Source organism: Ruegeria sp. CG3 (assembly GCF_056537205.1).
In genome coordinates this window covers 40,305-57,392 of the sequence record NZ_JBQFRC010000006.1, presented here as the reverse complement: position 1 = coordinate 57,392, position 17,088 = coordinate 40,305, and the positions used below count along the sequence as shown (strand labels likewise).

The window sequence follows — 17,088 nt, the reverse complement described above, 5'->3', positions numbered from 1 at the left end:
AAATGGCCCAGATCGTAGTCAAAAACGTAAAGAAGATGTTCGGCGATTTCACGGCTGTCCGCGAAAGTTCGTTCACGATTGAAGACGGCGAGTTTTTCATGCTGCTGGGCCCCTCCGGTTGCGGGAAAACGACGACGCTGCGGATGATCGCGGGATTGGAGCTTCCAACGTCGGGCGAAATCTATCTGGACGGCGAAGAGATCAGCCAGCGGCCGCCATCAGAGCGGGACATTGCCTTCGTGTTCCAGATGTTCGCGCTGTATCCCCACATGAACGTGCGCAAGAACATCAGCTATCCGCTTATTTCGCAGGGCATGCCGCGTGCTGCTGTCAAAGCCAAAGTCGAGGAAGTCGCCGGAATTCTGGGGATAAACGACATCCTCGACAGCCCGGTGGGTGGGCTTTCAGGTGGCGACAGGCAACGCGTGGCGCTGGGTCGCGCAATTGTTCGCGAACCCAAGGCGTTCATGATGGACGAACCTCTTGGCGCTTTGGATGCCGAGTTTCGTGAGCACATGGCCGAAGAACTACGCGCACTTCATGATCGCATGGGCGCAACCACTGTTTACGTCACACATGACCAACTGGAAGCCATGCAAATGGGCGACAAAATCGTTGTGATGAACAACGCTGTAATTGAACAATTCGGCACGCCTCAGGAAATCTACGACAAACCGGCCACAATGTTCGTTGCGGACTTTATCGGATCGCCTTCGATGAACTTCCTGCCGTTTCAGGGAAAGGTCGCGCCTGGCTCGGAAATGGTTCGACTGAATGGCCATGACGAAGCCGTGCCCAAACTGATGGAAGGTGCGGAAGGTGACTTGGTTTTCGGCGTTCGACCCGAGCATGTTTTTCTGTCGGATGCCAGCGCCTACCGAGCCAAGGTCCTGGCCGCAGAATATCTGGGAACCACCCAGATCGTGACGCTGCAAAGCCCGAACGGAGAGCTGAAAGCCCGCATTGATGCTCGTGAAACCGTCAATCCCGGCGAGACGGTCGGATTGGAATTCCGCTCATCCGCAGTGACCCTTTTCGAAAAATCTACCGGACGCGCGTTGAGGTCCGCACTGAACGACGAGGTACTGAGCAATGGCTGAAGTCGTTCTGGAAAACATTTCGAAGTCATTCGGCGACATCAAAGCGGTGGATGATATCTCAATGACGATCCCCAACGGCGCCTTTGTGGTTTTGTTGGGCCCAACGGGCGCGGGAAAAACAACAACGCTCAGACTGATATCCGGGCTTGAGAAACTGGATTCAGGCACAGTTCGCATTGCCGGACGCGATGTAGGGATGGATACACCCGCCCAGCGCGATGTGGCGATGGTCTTCCAGCAGTACTCGCTGTACCCGCATATGACAGTGCGTGAAAACCTGTCTTTCCCTCTGCGGTCGCCGATCCTGAAAACACCAGAGGATGAGATCGCGAGGAAGGTCAAAGAAGTCTCGGAGATCCTGCAGATCCCGCACAAGCTGGACAACAAAGCCACCGAATTGTCCGGCGGAGAAATGCAGCGAGTGTCGATCGGACGGGCGCTGGTGCGCGACCCCCAAATATTTCTGATGGACGAACCGCTCAGCTCTTTGGACGCCAAGCTTCGGGCAGATTTGCGGGTCGAACTGAAAAGAATTCAGGCCGACCTGGGATCAACCTTGCTTTATGTGACCCATGATCAGGTGGAAGCCATGACAATGGCCACGCATATCGGCGTTTTGGAGAACGGAAGGCTGGTTCAATACGGCACCCCTCGCGAAATCTACGAAAATCCCGGCAGCGTTTACGTGGCCAGCAGGTTGGGTCTGCCACGGATAAACATCCTGCCGTCCGAGTTGTTCGGAGGCGACCACAAAGGTCCGCAGATTGGACTTCGCCCGGAAAACATCATTGAAGGTGAAGGCAGCGAGGCGCGCGTGATACGCGCCGAGCACCTGGGCGATCAAACACGACTGCACCTGGACCTAAACGGTCACCCGGTCGTAACGTTGATAGATGTCCACCAGGACTATCCATCTGGAAAAATTATTAAAATCCGCCCCCACAACCCATTGTATTTTGACGCGTCCGGCGCGCGGGTGAATTAAGGAGCAAAGCATGGCCCAGTTCCTCAACACAAAAGAAACTCTGGTAACAGATGCCATAGACGGTCTTCTGGCCTCCTCAGGAGGGAGGCTTACCCGGCTGGACGGCTACCCGCATATCAAAGTTGTCTACAGGTCGGATTGGGACAAGTCGAAGGTGGCGTTGGTGTCCGGTGGAGGGTCAGGTCACGAACCCGCCCATGCAGGCTTTGTTGGCGCCGGTATGCTGACGGCCGCAGTCTGCGGCGAAGTGTTTGCATCCCCGTCGGTCGAGGCGGTTCTGGCGGGCATTCTTGCAGTCACGGGTGAGGCAGGGTGCTTGCTGATCGTCAAGAACTATACCGGTGACCGGCTGAACTTTGGGCTGGCCGCTGAACGCGCCCGTGCATTGGGTCGCAAGGTTGAGATGGTGGTCGTCGACGACGACATCGCCCTGCCCGACCTGCCGCAACCACGTGGCGTGGCAGGCACGTTGTTCGTGCACAAAATCGCCGGAGCGCTTGCGGAAAGCGGTGCTGACCTGGACACCGTTGCCAAAGCAGCCAGTAGCACCATCGAAAAGGTTGTCAGCATCGGAATGAGCCTGGACACCTGTACCGTTCCGGGATCTCCGAAAGAAGACAGGATCGCACCCGGCAAGGCGGAACTTGGCTTGGGCATCCATGGCGAGCCGGGTGTGCAGCAAGTCGAATTCTCAAATGCCGTATCGGCCATGTCCACAGTGGTGGAGAAACTGAGGCAACGGCTTGGGGCCGGGGAATGTGTGGCGTTGGTCAACAACCTCGGTTCCACGACTCCGCTGGAAATGGCTGTCCTAACGCACGCCTTGTCCGAAACCGGTATTGCCCACCATATCATCGGTCCGGCCCCCATGATGACATCGCTAGATATGCACGGGTTTTCTGTTTCCATTCTACCCGTGGATCAGGCCGATTTGTCAGCTCTTGAAGCACCTGTTGATCTGGCCGCGTGGCCCGGGGTCAATTCCATCGACCCGATCAAAGTGGCACCATTGCCTGACGGCCTGACGCCGATCGATCCAATTCCTTCGAACAATCCCACCACAAGGGAAACGATCTCGCGCTTGTCTGAACTCCTCATCAACGCTGAGAAGAATCTGAACGAACTGGACGCGAAATCCGGTGATGGCGACACAGGAAGCACATTGGCGACGGCCGCAAGAGCGCTGCAAGGCAGCCTTGACCGCATGCCGCTCGCTGATTTGACTCAGCTGTTCCCGGCGTTGGGCAATGAATTGAGCCAAACCATGGGTGGCTCCTCCGGTGTGATACTAGCAATTTTCTTCAATGCAGCTGGTGACGCATGTGCCAATGGGGCAACCGTAGCCAAATCCCTGGAAGAAGGCCTGAAACGCGTCAGCCAAGTTGGAGGCGCCAAGGTCGGCGACAGAACTATGATTGACGCCTTGGCACCCGCGCTTGCCGCTCTCCCATCGGGGTTGACCCATGCCGCACATGCCGCCCGCGAAGGAGCGAACAATACGGCCAAAATTCGCCGTGCGAAGGCGGGCCGAGCAGCTTATGTTCCCGAAGAAAACCTAGTTGGACATAACGATCCTGGCGCTGAGGCCGTTGCCTTGTTGTTCGAGGGCTTGGCGCGGGAGCTTGAGGGCTGAGGAACACGTGGCAGACCAAAAACAAAAACTAGAATTGGTGAAGAAGCCAACCGTCAATGACATCGCGCGGGTTGCGGGTGTCAGCCTGGCGACTGTGGACCGGGTCTTGAACAGGCGCCCCGGCGTGCGCGCAGTAACCGTTCAGAAAGTACAAAAGGCAATTGATGAACTGGGGTATGTGCGCGACACCGCCGCGGCCAACCTCGCACGAAACCGGGTTTACAATTTCCTTTTTGTTTTGCCGGACACCGACAATGAATTTGTGGAAGCGATCAGCAACCAGATCGCAGAGCAATCCCGTGACCAGTTTATCGAGCGGACACGCATTACGATCAAAAGGGTCGCTCCGTTTGAACCGCAGGATATCGTCAACATTCTGGATGCTGTCGATAGTTTGGATGTTGATGGAGTTGCCGTTTTCGGACCCGAAACGCCTTCTGTTCGCGATGCCGTGAGACGGCTCAAGGACAAAGGGGTTCCGGTGGTTGCCTTGGTGTCTGACCTGCCGAGTTCCGAGCGAGACCACTTTGTAGGAATTGACAACGTTTCCGCAGGACGAACCGCCGGTCAATTGATGGGGCGTTTCGTGCATCGGGAAGGCAAGGTCCTGGTTCTGACTGGCTCTCGTTTGGCACGTGACCACCTAGAGCGTCGCCAGGGCTTTGATCTTGTTGTGGCCGAGGAGTTTCCGCATCTCGAGGTCGTGGCGTCTGTTGAGGGCCGGGATGACCCGGATCTGATTTACAAGATGATGCCCGAGATCTTCGAAACCTACCCGGATCTGGTCGGAATATACTCGTCAGCAGCGGGCAATGCCGGCCTTATTCAATTCCTTTCGGAAAACAAGCTCAGCAAGGATTTGATGATTATAGCGCATGAGTTGACTCCGCTTAGTCGAGAGGCTCTGAAGCTTGGCACGTTTGACGCCCTGATCTCGCAAGACACCGGGCACATTGTTCGTTCAGCCGTCCGCCTTCTGCGTGCGACTTCGGACAAAGTCCCATTCAACAAAGCGCAGGAACGTATCCGTATCGACATCTATCTGAGGGAAAATTTACCGCCATAGCGGCTTAGGTTTTGGGGAGGAAACTTATGAAAACGATCAAAGGTCCAGCATTGTTTCTTGCACAATTCGCAGGGGACGAAGCACCGTTCAATTCGTGGGACGCGATTACAAAATGGGCGGCTGACTGTGGATACAAGGGCGTCCAGGTTCCTAGTTGGGATGGCCGGTTGTTCGACCTTGAACAGGCCGCGTCCAGCACCGGTTACTGCGATGACTTCAAAGGCAAAGCCAGGGAAAATGGCGTCGAAGTCACTGAGCTGTCAACGCACCTTCAGGGTCAGCTTGTGGCCGTTCACCCGGCCTATGACAGCGCCTTTGATGGCTTTGCCGCCGAGAGCGTCAGAGGAAACCCGAAAGCCCGGCAAGAATGGGCCGTAGACCAGGTCAAAAAAGCATTGTCCGCTTCGAAGAACTTGGGCATTTCGGCCCATGCGACATTCTCGGGCGCGTTGGCATGGCCCTACGTCTATCCCTGGCCGCAGCGCCCTGCCGGCTTGATTGAAACGGCATTTGATGAACTCGCCCGCCGCTGGGTGCCGATCCTTGACCACGCCGAGGAATGCGGCGTCGATGTCTGCTACGAAATTCACCCCGGAGAGGACCTCCACGACGGCGTGACCTACGAGATGTTCCTCGAACGGACAGGCAATCACCCACGGGCCTGCATGTTGTACGACCCGTCGCACTACGTGCTGCAATGCCTCGACTATCTGGACAATATCGACATCTACAAGGATCGGATCCGGATGTTCCATGTCAAAGATGCCGAGTTCAACCCGACCGGGCGGCAAGGGGTTTATTCAGGATACCAAAGCTGGGTCGATCGTGCCGGCCGGTTCCGGTCGCTTGGTGATGGCCAGGTGGATTTCGGGGCGGTCTTCTCAAAAATGGCGGCGAACGACTTTGATGGCTGGGCTGTGGTCGAATGGGAATGCTGCCTCAAACACCCCGAGGATGGAGCGCGTGAGGGCGCTCAGTTTGTGTCGGATCACATTATCCGTGTGACCGAGAAAGCCTTTGATGATTTCGCGGACGGTGGTGCTGACGAAGCCGCCAATCGCAAAATGCTGGGGATCGAATAATGGTTACAGGACGCAGTGAAGAAGCCTCGGGACGCATTCGGCTTGGCATGGTCGGCGGCGGAAATGACGCCTTCATAGGCGGCGTTCATCGCATAGCAGCGCGATTGGACGAAAGGTTCGAGCTGGTTGCCGGCGCTTTGTCTTCGACGCCTGAAAAATCCATTGAAAGCGGCCGGGCATTGGGTCTCGAACGGGTCTATGAAGACTTCAAACAAATGGCGATCCGGGAAGCCCGGCTCAAATCCGGGATCGAGGCGGTCTCAATCGTCACGCCAAATCACGTCCACTATACCGCCGCGCGTGAATTCCTGAAACGCGGGATTCACGTCATTTGTGACAAGCCACTCACCTCGACCCTTGCCGATGCAAAAAAACTGGTCGAAGCGGCGGAAAGCGCGAATGCCCTGTTCATATTGACCCACAATTACACGGGCTACCCGATGGTTCGGCAGGCGCGTGAAATGGTTGCCAACGGCGATATTGGCAAAATCCGCGTCGTCCAGGTTGAATACCCGCAGGACTGGCTGACCGAGCAGCAGGATTTCAAACAGGCGGAGTGGCGAACCGATCCCGAACGCTCGGGCGCGGGCGGATCAACCGGTGACATCGGAACCCATGCCTACAACCTCGCTTGTTTTGTGACCGGGCTGAGGGCGGAAAGCCTTGCGGCGGATCTGCAAGCCTTCGTCCCGGGGCGCCAAGTCGATGACAACGCCCACGTATTGCTTCGCTTCGAGGGCGGTGCGCGGGGTATGCTGTGGTCCTCTCAGGTGGCTCCTGGCAACGAAAACGCACTTCGGTTACGGGTCTACGGCGAAAAAGGTGGGCTGGAGTGGGCTCAGGAAGACCCGAACTATCTCTGGTTTGCGCCCTACAACGAGCCAAAGCGTCTGATCACCCGCAATGGCGCTGGAGCTGGTGACGCTGCCAATCGCTTGAGCAGAGTTCCTCCGGGCCATCCCGAGGGATATCTTGAAGGGTTCGCCAATATATATGGAGAGGCTGCTGAGGCGATCCAGGCTTTCCGAAATGGGAGTTCACCTGAGGCGTCCGTTGTTTACCCAACCGTGCATGACGGGCTAGACGGTGTTAAATTTGTAGCCGCTTGTGTGCAAAGCTCGTCCAGAAACGCGGCTTGGGTCAAGTTGGAGTAAGTCTGGCTGTGGGCATAGGGTAGGCACCGGATACTGAGCCAGACAACCCTTCCCTGCCACTCGGCTCGGCCGACCACCAGTTCGCCGCAGTATTGAAACTCTGTGGCCGCCAAAACCACAGCCCGCCGGCGAAGCAATCCTTCGCCGCATCGTCCACCAATGGCCGCTCTACGGACGAAGCCGCCAACGCGGCCGGCAAGTACAAATGGCCCGAACCGGCCCACAAAGGAACCATCGGCAAGAGCGTCAATCCAGCACAGCAGCTCAAAGATATCAGCGACCGCTTTTCAGAAAGATCGCCGCAACGGAAGGCGATCACGGCAAAACTGGATGGGTACGAATTGCCTCCAACCATCACGTATCCGCTGCCGGATTTTGAGGTCTCGGTTTGCGCCTCCAGGCCAAGCAACCGAGCGCGCAAGCCCCCTCGATTTGACGACCCTGTATTTTTTCTGATAGACAGCGCGCCCTTTCCCAAAAATAGGAGGACCTGCAGATGTGGGTAGCATTCTCGACACCCGAGGGTTCGGGCTTTTTCTCAGCCGTTGCCAAGGATGAGGACGGCAACACCAGCGGGCCGCACATGGGATCCCGCATCTGCCTGCGGTTTCGCCGCGCACAGGACGCCGAATTGCTGCGCGACTATGGCATGGACGGTCAGGTGATCGAAACACCGGGCGGCGACTACCGTTACCGGGCATTCATACCGCGCAACCACCTCGTGACCGTGCTGATGAACTTGGGCAACCACATGTCTTACCCCAATTTCAAGGCCAGCATCCCAAAAGATGATGTGGCGTTCGAACGCGCCTGCCACGAGGTTTGGGCGGCATTCGGCGAACTACAGGAAGGCGGACCATATGGAATGGGGTGAACCACCCCATTAAACCCAGCGCGGTTGCCTCGAAGTTGTCTTGAGACAAAACACCTCAGTTTCACCACACGGGCCAAACTGCCATACACTGTTTTTCCGGAGTTACCAGTGGCGGACCGAGGAGGATTCGAACCCCCGACCCCTTGATTCGTAGTCAAGTACTCTATCCAGCTGAGCTATCGGTCCGCGTTGGTGAGGCGGTATTTAGACCCGGCGTTCGGGACGTGCAACCCGATTCTTCAAAAATAATTCAAAAACCCATCTCCCCCCGTGGGAGCCTTATTTCAAAGACCGTGCCCTCGGGGCCGGTGCTGGTCAGCACCAACTCTCCCCCGTGGCCGCGCACCAGTTCCTGCGAAATCGCCAGACCCAGGCCCGAGCCACCTTTGCGCACACCACCCTGAAACGGCGTGAACAGATTCTCCTGCGCTCGTGGCGGCAAACCGGGGCCGGTATCTCGAACCTCGATGACCCATGCGTCCTGATCTTCGCAGGCCGAAATCGTGATTTTTCCTGGTTGGCCGGATGTCATCAGTGCTTGGCGTGCGTTGCGCACAAGGTTCATGATGACCCGGAACATCTGTTCCGGATCGGCCCGAACGACCAAGTCTTCGGGAACGTCGTTGGCGATTTCGATACAGCCGCCGTCTACGGCCAGAGCCTCGCTGGACGCTACGTCGGCAGCGATATCGCGCAACCGCACCTTGGTCAGGGTGGGCGCGGGCTCTTCGGCCCGCCCGAAGGCCAGCGTACTTTCGCACAGGGACACCGCCCGGGTGATCGAGTTGACCAGCTTGGGCGCCATCCGTCGGACCAGCGGGTCGTCGCTGGCTTCGATCCGGTCAGTGAACAGCTGGGCCGAGGTCAGGATGTTGCGCAGATCGTGGCTGACCTTGGCCACCGCGCCACCCAGCTGAGCCAGCCTCTCGCGCTGTTTCAGGGCCTGCGTCAGGTCGGTCTGCAGCATCTGCAGGGCTTCTTCAGCCTCGCGCAGTTCGGTCACCTTGGATTGGGGCGAGATGATGCCGCGCGCATCCTCGGGTGCACGGGCGTAACGCTGCATGTAGCCCACCACGCTTTTGATCGGGCGCACCAGAACCACCCGCACCGCGAGGAACAGGAAAAACGCCGTGATGATCGAGATGACAAAGGACAGGCCGAGGATGCGCAAGCCATAGTCGATCATCGCCATACGCAGGGGCGCGCTGTCCATGGTGACTTCGATAAGCAGACCCGCATCCCGCACAGGCTGCCCGATGACGCGAATGACCTGGTTCTCGGGCGTGAAGAAACGGATCATCGCGTCCCGAATGAGAACCCAGGGCCCGGCGCCTCGCAGATCATAGGTCTTGGCGACCTGGTCTGGGATAGGGGAAGACAGCATCAGCTGGCGCACCTCGTCCCGGCGCAGCACCACGTTGTAGACCCCGGCATTGGCCAAAAGCTCGGCCTCCAGCTCGTCGGCCAGCATGTCGTCTGCCAGCAGCGCGAGCGAGGCGATCTGGGCGCGTTCCAGCCGGTTCAGAAGAAAATCCTCTCGGAAGCGCGCGATCGACGGCACGAAGATCAGTACCTCGGCCAACATCACGAAGACCGTCGTCAAGATCAGGAAACGACCCGACAGCGAGTTCAAGTGGCGCTCCTTTCCCGATCAGGGGATCCAGCGCTGGACCAGCCTGACCACTCGTTCAACCATCTGATTCTCAAACAGTCTTGGCGAGAAATAGGCGCCCGCCACCCGTTTGTTAAGCTCTCCGATCGTGGGATAGGGCGACACCATCGCCGCGATCTGGCTCATCTTCAGGTTATTGGCCAGCGCCAGAGACCACAAGTTGATCAGTTCGCCCGCCTGATGACCCACGATTGTGGCCCCCACCGGGCGCCCCTTGACGACCATGACCTTGATGAACCCGGTCGTTTTGCGCTCGGCCACGGCGCGATCGTTATGGGCGTAGTCGAACCGGGCGATCTCGACCCTGTCGCCGTGGCGGTCGCGCGCCTGCGCCTCGGTCAGGCCGACCTGGGCCAGTTCGGGGTCGGTATAGGTCGCCCAGGGGATGTGCACCGTCCTGGCCTTGGACGGCAGCCCGAACAGGGCCGAACGGATGATGACCCCGGCGTGATACCCCGCCACATGGGTGAACTGCAGCCCGCCCGCGACGTCGCCGATCGCATAGACCTTTCGGTTGGTGGTGCGCAGGCTGTCATCCACCTTGATGCCCGTGCGCGTCTGGTCGATGCCGGCAGCCTGCAGGTTCAGTCGGTCGATGTTGGCCTTGCGTCCCACCGCCAGCAGCAGGTGTGAGCCCGCATGGACCGCGCCGTCCTCGGTGACGACCTCGACCGCCCCGGCCTTCCCGCGCACCCGGGCCACCATTGCATGTTCCAGAATTTCGACCCCTTCGGCGCGCAAAGCCTCCAATACCACTGCGGCCGCCTCGGGGTCATCCTTGCCCAGCGCCCGCGCGCCTTCGATCACCGTCACCTTGCAGCCCAGCCGGACATGGGCCTGCGCCATTTCCATGCCGATGGGTCCCCCGCCGATGATCAGCAGGTGGTCGGGCTTGTCGCGCAGGTCGAAGATGGTCTCGTTGGTCTCAAACGGCACGCCATCCAGCCCCGGGATCGGCGGCACCAGCGGGGACGAGCCCGTGGCCAGCACCACGCGACGGGCGGTGATGACGAAATCGCCGGCCTGAACCTGCCTGGGCGACAGAAAGGTCCCCCAGTCGCGAATGACGCGCACGCCGAAACCTTCGAACCGTTCCTGGCTGTCCATGGGCTCAATCTGCGCGATCACGTCCCGCACATGATCCTTGGCGGCGGCATAGTCCACCTGCGGCGCGAGGTCGGCAACGCCGAACGGCGCGGCATGGCTCTGCGCATGGGCCAGCTTGGCGCTGGCCAGCAGGGCCTTGGACGGGACGCAGCCATAGTTCAGGCAGTCGCCACCCATCTTATGCCCTTCCAGCAGGAGCACGTCGGCGCCCATCTGGCTGGCCCCGGCAGCCACCGACAGGCCGCCCGACCCGGCCCCGATTACCAGGATGTCGGTCTTGAGCTCTTGCATGGATCAAAGGCCCCTTCGGCCGCGAATGAGTTTGAGGAGAATAGGCAAAGCCGCCAGCGCACACAGCCCCAGGATCGGGCCGATCATGAAAGGCTCGGTCAGCAGCGACAGGTCCGGCGTCTCGCCCCGGTCGAACACGCCACCCAGACCGTCGCCGATCCAGGTATAGACGATGCCGCCCGGAATGATGCCCAGCGCCGTGGTCAGCAGAAAGTTCCGGAACTTTACCCCCACCAGCGCCGGCACCAGATTGGCGACAAAGAACGGCACCATCGGCACCAGCCGCATTAGGAACAGCACCGGGATCTCGTTCTCGCGCAACCCGTCCTTGATTCGCTTGACGGTGCCTTCCGAAGCCTCCAGCCGCGCCGTCAACGTCTCACCCAACCCCCAACGGGCCGCCAGAAAGATCGCCGAGGCCCCGACGGTTGCGGCAAATACGTTGAACACGGTGCCCGCGAACAGCCCGAACAGGAACCCGCCCGTCATCGAGGCCACGGCCGCACCGGGCAAAGAAAAGGTGACGATCAGGACGTAAACCAGGATGAAAACGCCCGCCAACGACCAGTAATTGGCATCGCGCCAGGCCAACAGCGCCTCGCGATTGTCGCGTAGGGTTTCAAAGGTCAGGTAGTCGCCCAGCGCAAAAAAGCCGACGACGGCAACCGTCAGGATCACGATCAGGGGAATATGTCGTGCCAGCCCGCTGCGCGACACCTGGGTGGTTTCGGTCATTTCGTCGTCCGGGTTCGAATGCTTCATCTGCCCCACAAGATGCGCACTTGACCCTCTGTGCAACAGGGTCCTCACGCCGGGTTGAACACGCACCGGTTCAATGTGAGAAATCCGCCATCCTCGGGCTGATTCTGAAACTTTTGCCCGGTCGCCCGACAGAATTGTTGCAAAAGGCACGAAAACCCATGCGATGGGGTTTGACTTGCCCGCCGGTTCCCAGTAGAGGACGGGCTTCGAACACCACGGGCAGGCGAATCCGCGCCGCACCCGACCGCCAAAGATTGGAGACGGAGCGATGAAACGCACCTATCAGCCTTCGAACCTGGTTCGCAAACGCCGCCACGGTTTCCGCGCGCGCATGGCCACCAAGGCCGGCCGCAAGATCCTGAACGCTCGCCGTGCCCGCGGCCGCAAGTCGCTGAGCGCATAAACCGCGCGACCTTTCAGGTTTTGAACATGACGCCGCCGGAGGCCCCTGTGGATGGCACTGACCACCCCGGGGATATGCCCCCGGCGGCGTCCGTTTGCGCGCCTGCCCTGTCGGTGCTGCGCAAGCGCAGCGATTTCCTCAGGGCCGCACGGGCGCGCAGACAGGGCACGCCTTCCATGATGGTGCAGGCCCGCAAGCGCGCCCCGGATGAGGCCGAGGGCATTCGTGTCGGATTCACCTGCTCAAAAAAGGTCGGCAATGCCGTGGCCCGCAACCGGGCCAAGCGCCGCCTGCGCGAGGCGGCCCGCGCCGTTCTGCCGGACCACGGCCGGGACGGGTGGGACTACGTCCTGATCGGACGGGCCGAGGTGACCGCCGCCCGCCCTTTTGACGCCCTGCTGGACGATCTGCGCCAGGCCCTGCGCAAGATCCACAGCCCGCGCAAATGACCCTGCTTGCCCATATCCTCGCGCTGCCCGTCCGGGCTTACCGGCTGATCTTCAGCCCCTGGGTGGGGTTCAACTGCCGCTATCAGCCGACCTGCTCGGCCTATGCGCTGGAAGCGCTGGAAAAGCACGGCCCGATCAAGGGCGCATGGCTGGCCGCGCGCCGCATCGGGCGCTGCCATCCCTGGGGCGGCGACGGCTATGACCCGGTGCCCGACGACACCCCCGACGCGCCCTGATCTGACACCCCGTCACGCTTGACCCAAGGGGGGTGCGCCGCTGAACATCGGTTTCAGCAACAACTCTCCGAGGCGCCCATGTCCAGATCCAACGCCCGCCAGTCTCTGCCCACGCATGAGGTGACGAACCAACCGCCAGAGCGCAACGACGTTGACCTGTGGACCTCGGACCCGGTTCTGAGGGACTGCGCCACGCGCGCCGGGGCGCGGGCGGCCCCGCTGGCCGCCTACGGGGCCGCTCTGGGCCGAGCCGAAACGCGCGACGCCGGGCGCGACTCCAACCTGCACCCGCCCGAACTCTGCCTGTTCGACCGGGGCGGCCGCCGCCTGGACGAGGTGCGGTTCCACCCGGCCTATCATCACATGATGGATCTGAGCCAATCGGCAGGTTATGCCGCGCTTGCCTGGGACGGAGCACCGGGCGGTCACGCGACACATGCCGCGATGGTCTATCTGGCCAGCCAGGTCGAGCCGGGCCATTGCTGCCCGCTGACCATGACCTATGCCGCCGTGCCGGCGCTGGCCGCCAACCCCGAACTGGCCGAAATCTGGCGCCCGAAACTGACCGCCGACACTTATGACCCAGCCCCCCGCCCGATCAGAGAAAAACGCTCGGCGACCTTGGGCATGGCGATGACCGAAAAACAGGGCGGCTCGGACGTGCGCGCCAATACCACCACGGCCACCCGCGACGGCGATGCCTGGCGGCTGCGCGGCCACAAATGGTTCTGCTCGGCCCCGATGTCCGACGGGTTCCTCACGCTGGCGCAGGCGCCGGGCGGCCTGACCTGTTTTCTGCTGCCCCGATGGCTGGAAGGCGAGCGCAACGCCATCCATCTGATGCGCCTCAAGGACAAGCTGGGCAACCGCGCCAATGCCTCGTCCGAGGTCGAGTTCCATGACGCGCTGGCCTATCAGCTGGGGGATGAGGGGGCCGGCGTGCGCACGATCATCGAGATGGTGCATCACACCCGGCTCGACACCGCGATGGCACCCGCCGGCCTGATGCGCGCGGCCCTGTCCGAAGCGCATCACTGGGTCAGCCACCGCAGCGCCTTTCAGCGCCGCCTGATCGACCAGCCGCTGATGCGCGCCGTTCTGGCCGATCTGGTGCTGGACTGGGAAGGCGCGCTGACCCTGGGCCTGCGCGTGGCCCGCGCCTTTGACGGAAACACTGCCGAAGACCGCGCCTTCGCCCGGATCGGGGTCGCGCTGGCCAAGTTCCTGTCGAACAAGCGCTGCCCGGTCGTTGCGGTCGAGGCGATGGAGGTGCTGGGCGGTATGGGCTATGTCGAGGACACGCCAATGCCGATGATCTATCGCGAAGCGCCCCTGAACGGTATCTGGGAGGGGTCGGGCAACGTGATCTGCCTGGACATCCTGCGCAGCCTTGCGCGCGACCCGCTGGCCGCGCAGACCTTGCAGGCCGAACTGGACGCCGCAACCGGAGCCGACCGCCGCTATGACGCCGCCCTGAAGGCGCATCGCGACCGCTGGCCGACCCTGCCCCCCGAGGCCGAGGCGCGCTGGTTCGCCGAGACCACCGCGCATCTGCTGACCGCCGCACTGCTGTTGCGCCACGCGCCCGGTGCGGTGGCCGATGGATACATTGCCTCGCGGGTTCTGGGCGAAAGCGGGCGCATACCCGGATCAGTCTCGGGGCTGGACACTGACGCCCTGCTGGGCCGGCTGTCCGGCTAGGCGGGCCTTGCCCGGTCGGCGCATCTGCGGTAGGGGCTGCGCATGTTCGACGAAGCCGACGATATCCATCCGCTGTTTGCCGGTGCGCCCTCGACCACCGAGTTCAAGAAACTGCGCAAACGCATCGTGCGCCAGACGCGCGAGGCGATCGAGCAATACGGCATGGTCGACCCGTCGGCCCACGACAAGGACGGCAAGCCGCCGCGCTGGCTGGTCTGCCTGTCGGGCGGCAAGGACAGCTATACCCTGCTGGCCGTTCTGTACGAGTTGAAATGGCGCGGCCTGCTGCCCGTGGACCTGCTGGCCTGCAATCTGGATCAGGGGCAGCCGGGCTTTCCGGCCACCGTGCTGCCCGAGTTTCTGGAACGGATGGGCGTGCCGCACCGGATCGAGTATCAGGACACCTATTCCATCGTGGTCGACAAGGTTCCGCAGGGCCGCACCTATTGCGCGCTGTGCTCCCGCCTGCGCCGCGGCAACCTTTACCGGATTGCGCGCGAGGAAGGGTGCTCGGCCGTGGTTCTGGGGCATCACCGCGATGACATCCTGGAAACCTTCTTCATGAACCTGTTCCACGGCGGCCGTCTGGCGACTATGCCTCCGAAACTGGTGAACGAAGAAGGCGACCTGTTCGTCTATCGCCCGCTGGCTCATGTGGCCGAGGCCGATTGCGAGAAATTCGCCAAGGCGATGAACTATCCGATCATCCCCTGCGACCTGTGCGGCAGCCAGGACGGCCTGCAACGCCAGCAGGTCAAACAGATTCTGGACCAGTGGGAAAAGAACAGCCCCGGCCGCCGGCAGGTGATGTTCCGTGCGCTGACCAATGCCCGGCCCTCGCACCTTCTGGATTCGAAGCTGTTCGATTTTGCCGGCCTGATGCTGGACCCCGGCAAAAACGGCGAAAATTCGGAAGAAATTCCGCTTCTGCGTTAACGTCTGACTCAGATTGATTTCCTAGCCTCCGATTGGACTCAGTTCGCTCAATTGGAAGGCCGGAATCGATGCTGAAAAGGTTCTCACTCCAGAGTCTCCAGAATGCTCTGCTGACCGTTCTGGCAATGCCACAGGTTTTGGCATTCGTACCTGCATTGTGCCTGGCTGCTTTCTGGCTGGGCGGCGACACGGCGTTGGTCGTTGTCGCTCTTGGACTGCCTCTGTTGTTTTCGGCTGCCCAACGGCTTCAACCAGGTGCCGGTATTGGTTCGGCGACGCACACGCGGCCCAAGGGGCTGTTACCACGTGATGTTTTTTACGCCGAGATGGAGTATCTGCACAGCACATCGCGGGCAACCGGTGAGGATTCAGCCTGCATCGTTGTGTCACTTGATGATTTCGACGATGTCGAAGACCTGCACGGAACCGCGGCAGCCGACTATGTGGCGGGGCGGTTCTGCGACCGCATCCTGGCGGTGATCCGAAGCGAGGATATTGCAACGCGCCTGTCGAGAAACACGTTCCTGATCGGGTTGCGCCCCTCAAGGCATCTGGACTTGGAAAGCTGCATCCAAACCTCGGGCCGCATACAAAGCACGGTGGAGGAACCGATCGCTTTGGACAATGCCAGCCTCTATCTGTCCTGCTCTGCTGGATTTTGCCTGCACTCTGCCGTTGCCGATGAAGCGCCGGACAGCTGGATCGAGGCCGCTCGGGCCGCGCTGGCCGAAGCACAGCGGAACGGGCCTTCCACGATCCGCGCCTACTCCGAGGCCACGCGACGCAGATCAGTCGTCCATATCAATTTCCGCAAGGAGTTGGAGACCGCTCTGGAAACTGGTCAGATCCGCCCATGGTTTCAGCCACAGGTTTCAACGGACACCGGCGACATCACCGGGTTTGAGGCCCTTGCTCGATGGGAACACCCTTCCAAGGGAGTTGTCGGGCCGCAGGTGTTTCTGCCTTTTGCCGAACAGGCCAAGCTGATGGACAAGTTGGGCGAGACGATCCGCCACCACGCCTTTCGCGCGATGCGTGACTGGGACTGCGCTGGCGCCGTCATTCCTCGGATCGGCATCAACTTTTCGTCGGACGAATTGCGGGACCCCTCACTTGTTGACCGGGTGCGATGGGAGTTGGACCAGTTCGACCTTTCGCCGGACCGGCTGGCCGTGGAAATCCTTGAAACCGTTTTTTCGCGCCGCCCCGATGATGTCATCACCCGCAACGTGACCCAGTTGTCCAAGCTCACCTGTTGCATCGATCTGGACGATTTCGGCACTGGTCACGCATCATTTTCGTCGATCAAACGCTTTGATGTCTCCCGCATCAAGATCGACCGGTCTTTCGTGTCCAATGCGGACCGGGATCCGTCCCAGCAGCAAATGGTCAGCGCCATTCTGATGATGGCCGAGAGGTTGAACCTTGAAACCCTGGCCGAGGGGGTGGAAACCCCCGGCGAGCACGCGCTGATGGCGCAATTGGGGTGTCACCATGTGCAAGGCTTTGGGATCGGCAAGCCGATGCCGGTCGAGCATACGCTCGACTGGATAAAGGACCGCCGCGCTAAACTGGAAGGCGCACCGCGGATTGGCCGCGAAATGGGCCGGAAATCCTGATTTCGGGGACTGGATTGC

At 60.7% G+C, this 17,088-nt stretch carries 16 protein-coding genes and 1 tRNA gene; 13 read left to right on the top strand and 4 right to left on the bottom strand.

Translation table 11 applies throughout. The features are described from left to right. The first annotated feature begins 2 nt into the window (after positions 1-2). The 7 genes from ACR0NB_RS18385 to ACR0NB_RS18355 all read left to right on the top strand — a co-directional run bounded on the left by ACR0NB_RS18385 (position 3) and on the right by ACR0NB_RS18355 (position 7,894). Positions 3-1,100, top strand: a complete 1,098-nt coding sequence (locus ACR0NB_RS18385) for an ABC transporter ATP-binding protein (RefSeq protein ID WP_170368062.1) — start codon at positions 3-5, stop codon at positions 1,098-1,100. Further along, the gene (locus ACR0NB_RS18380; protein ID WP_480776443.1) at positions 1,093-2,085 is read left to right on the top strand and encodes an ABC transporter ATP-binding protein; all 993 of its coding nucleotides are present in this window, start codon (positions 1,093-1,095) and stop codon (positions 2,083-2,085) included. Before ACR0NB_RS18385 ends, ACR0NB_RS18380 begins: the two co-directional genes overlap by 8 nt. Before the next feature lie 10 nt (positions 2,086-2,095). Continuing rightward, positions 2,096-3,718 carry a dihydroxyacetone kinase subunit DhaK gene (locus tag ACR0NB_RS18375; protein WP_170368058.1) on the top strand — a complete coding sequence of 541 codons (1,623 nt, stop codon included), beginning with the start codon at positions 2,096-2,098 and terminating at the stop codon, positions 3,716-3,718. 7 nt (positions 3,719-3,725) lie between these two features. Beyond that, entirely contained in the window at positions 3,726-4,784 is a 1,059-nt protein-coding gene (locus ACR0NB_RS18370) for a LacI family DNA-binding transcriptional regulator (protein WP_480776442.1), read from the top strand. 26 nt (positions 4,785-4,810) lie between these two features. Next, positions 4,811-5,866, top strand: a complete 1,056-nt coding sequence (locus ACR0NB_RS18365) for a sugar phosphate isomerase/epimerase family protein (RefSeq protein ID WP_093965426.1) — start codon at positions 4,811-4,813, stop codon at positions 5,864-5,866. 47 nt (positions 5,867-5,913) lie between these two features. Next, a complete protein-coding gene (locus ACR0NB_RS18360; protein WP_480776441.1) occupies positions 5,914-7,020 on the top strand; it encodes a Gfo/Idh/MocA family protein in 1,107 nt (368 codons plus the stop codon). Between the two features lie 496 nt (positions 7,021-7,516). Further along, entirely contained in the window at positions 7,517-7,894 is a 378-nt protein-coding gene (locus ACR0NB_RS18355) for a hypothetical protein (protein ID WP_480776440.1), read from the top strand. Positions 7,895-8,003: 109 nt separating this feature from the next. On the opposite strand, the gene ACR0NB_RS18350 is transcribed toward ACR0NB_RS18355, so the two are convergent. From ACR0NB_RS18350 to ACR0NB_RS18335, 4 genes are all read right to left on the bottom strand, one after another. After that, positions 8,004-8,080, bottom strand: a tRNA-Arg gene (locus ACR0NB_RS18350). Positions 8,081-8,144: 64 nt separating this feature from the next. Next, entirely contained in the window at positions 8,145-9,527 is a 1,383-nt protein-coding gene (locus ACR0NB_RS18345) for a sensor histidine kinase (protein WP_254433003.1), read from the bottom strand. 18 nt (positions 9,528-9,545) lie between these two features. Further along, on the bottom strand, positions 9,546-10,964 hold the full coding sequence (locus tag ACR0NB_RS18340; protein ID WP_480776439.1) for a dihydrolipoyl dehydrogenase family protein: 1,419 nt from the start codon (positions 10,962-10,964) through the stop codon (positions 9,546-9,548). Positions 10,965-10,967: 3 nt separating this feature from the next. Further along, positions 10,968-11,699, bottom strand: a complete 732-nt coding sequence (locus ACR0NB_RS18335; protein ID WP_480776438.1) for a TVP38/TMEM64 family protein — start codon at positions 11,697-11,699, stop codon at positions 10,968-10,970. Positions 11,700-11,994: 295 nt separating this feature from the next. On the opposite strand from ACR0NB_RS18335, the gene rpmH reads away from it, so the two are divergent. From rpmH to ACR0NB_RS18305, 6 genes are all read left to right on the top strand, one after another. Continuing rightward, entirely contained in the window at positions 11,995-12,129 is a 135-nt protein-coding gene (gene rpmH / locus ACR0NB_RS18330) for a 50S ribosomal protein L34 (protein ID WP_005980833.1), read from the top strand. Positions 12,130-12,155: 26 nt separating this feature from the next. Continuing rightward, entirely contained in the window at positions 12,156-12,578 is a 423-nt protein-coding gene (rnpA, locus tag ACR0NB_RS18325; RefSeq protein ID WP_170342922.1) for a ribonuclease P protein component, read from the top strand. Further along, positions 12,575-12,814 carry a membrane protein insertion efficiency factor YidD gene (yidD, locus tag ACR0NB_RS18320; RefSeq protein ID WP_170366389.1) on the top strand — a complete coding sequence of 80 codons (240 nt, stop codon included), beginning with the start codon at positions 12,575-12,577 and terminating at the stop codon, positions 12,812-12,814. The genes rnpA and yidD overlap by 4 nt, the downstream gene beginning before the upstream one ends. A 78-nt stretch (positions 12,815-12,892) precedes the next feature. Then, positions 12,893-14,515 (top strand): acyl-CoA dehydrogenase family protein, encoded by a 1,623-nt coding sequence (locus ACR0NB_RS18315; protein WP_480776437.1) that lies wholly within the window; start codon positions 12,893-12,895, stop codon positions 14,513-14,515. A gap of 42 nt (positions 14,516-14,557) precedes the next feature. Next, positions 14,558-15,451 carry a tRNA 2-thiocytidine(32) synthetase TtcA gene (gene ttcA / locus ACR0NB_RS18310; protein ID WP_005980813.1) on the top strand — a complete coding sequence of 298 codons (894 nt, stop codon included), beginning with the start codon at positions 14,558-14,560 and terminating at the stop codon, positions 15,449-15,451. 68 nt (positions 15,452-15,519) lie between these two features. Then, positions 15,520-17,070, top strand: a complete 1,551-nt coding sequence (locus tag ACR0NB_RS18305; protein ID WP_480776436.1) for a putative bifunctional diguanylate cyclase/phosphodiesterase — start codon at positions 15,520-15,522, stop codon at positions 17,068-17,070. Positions 17,071-17,088: the final 18 nt, after the last annotated feature.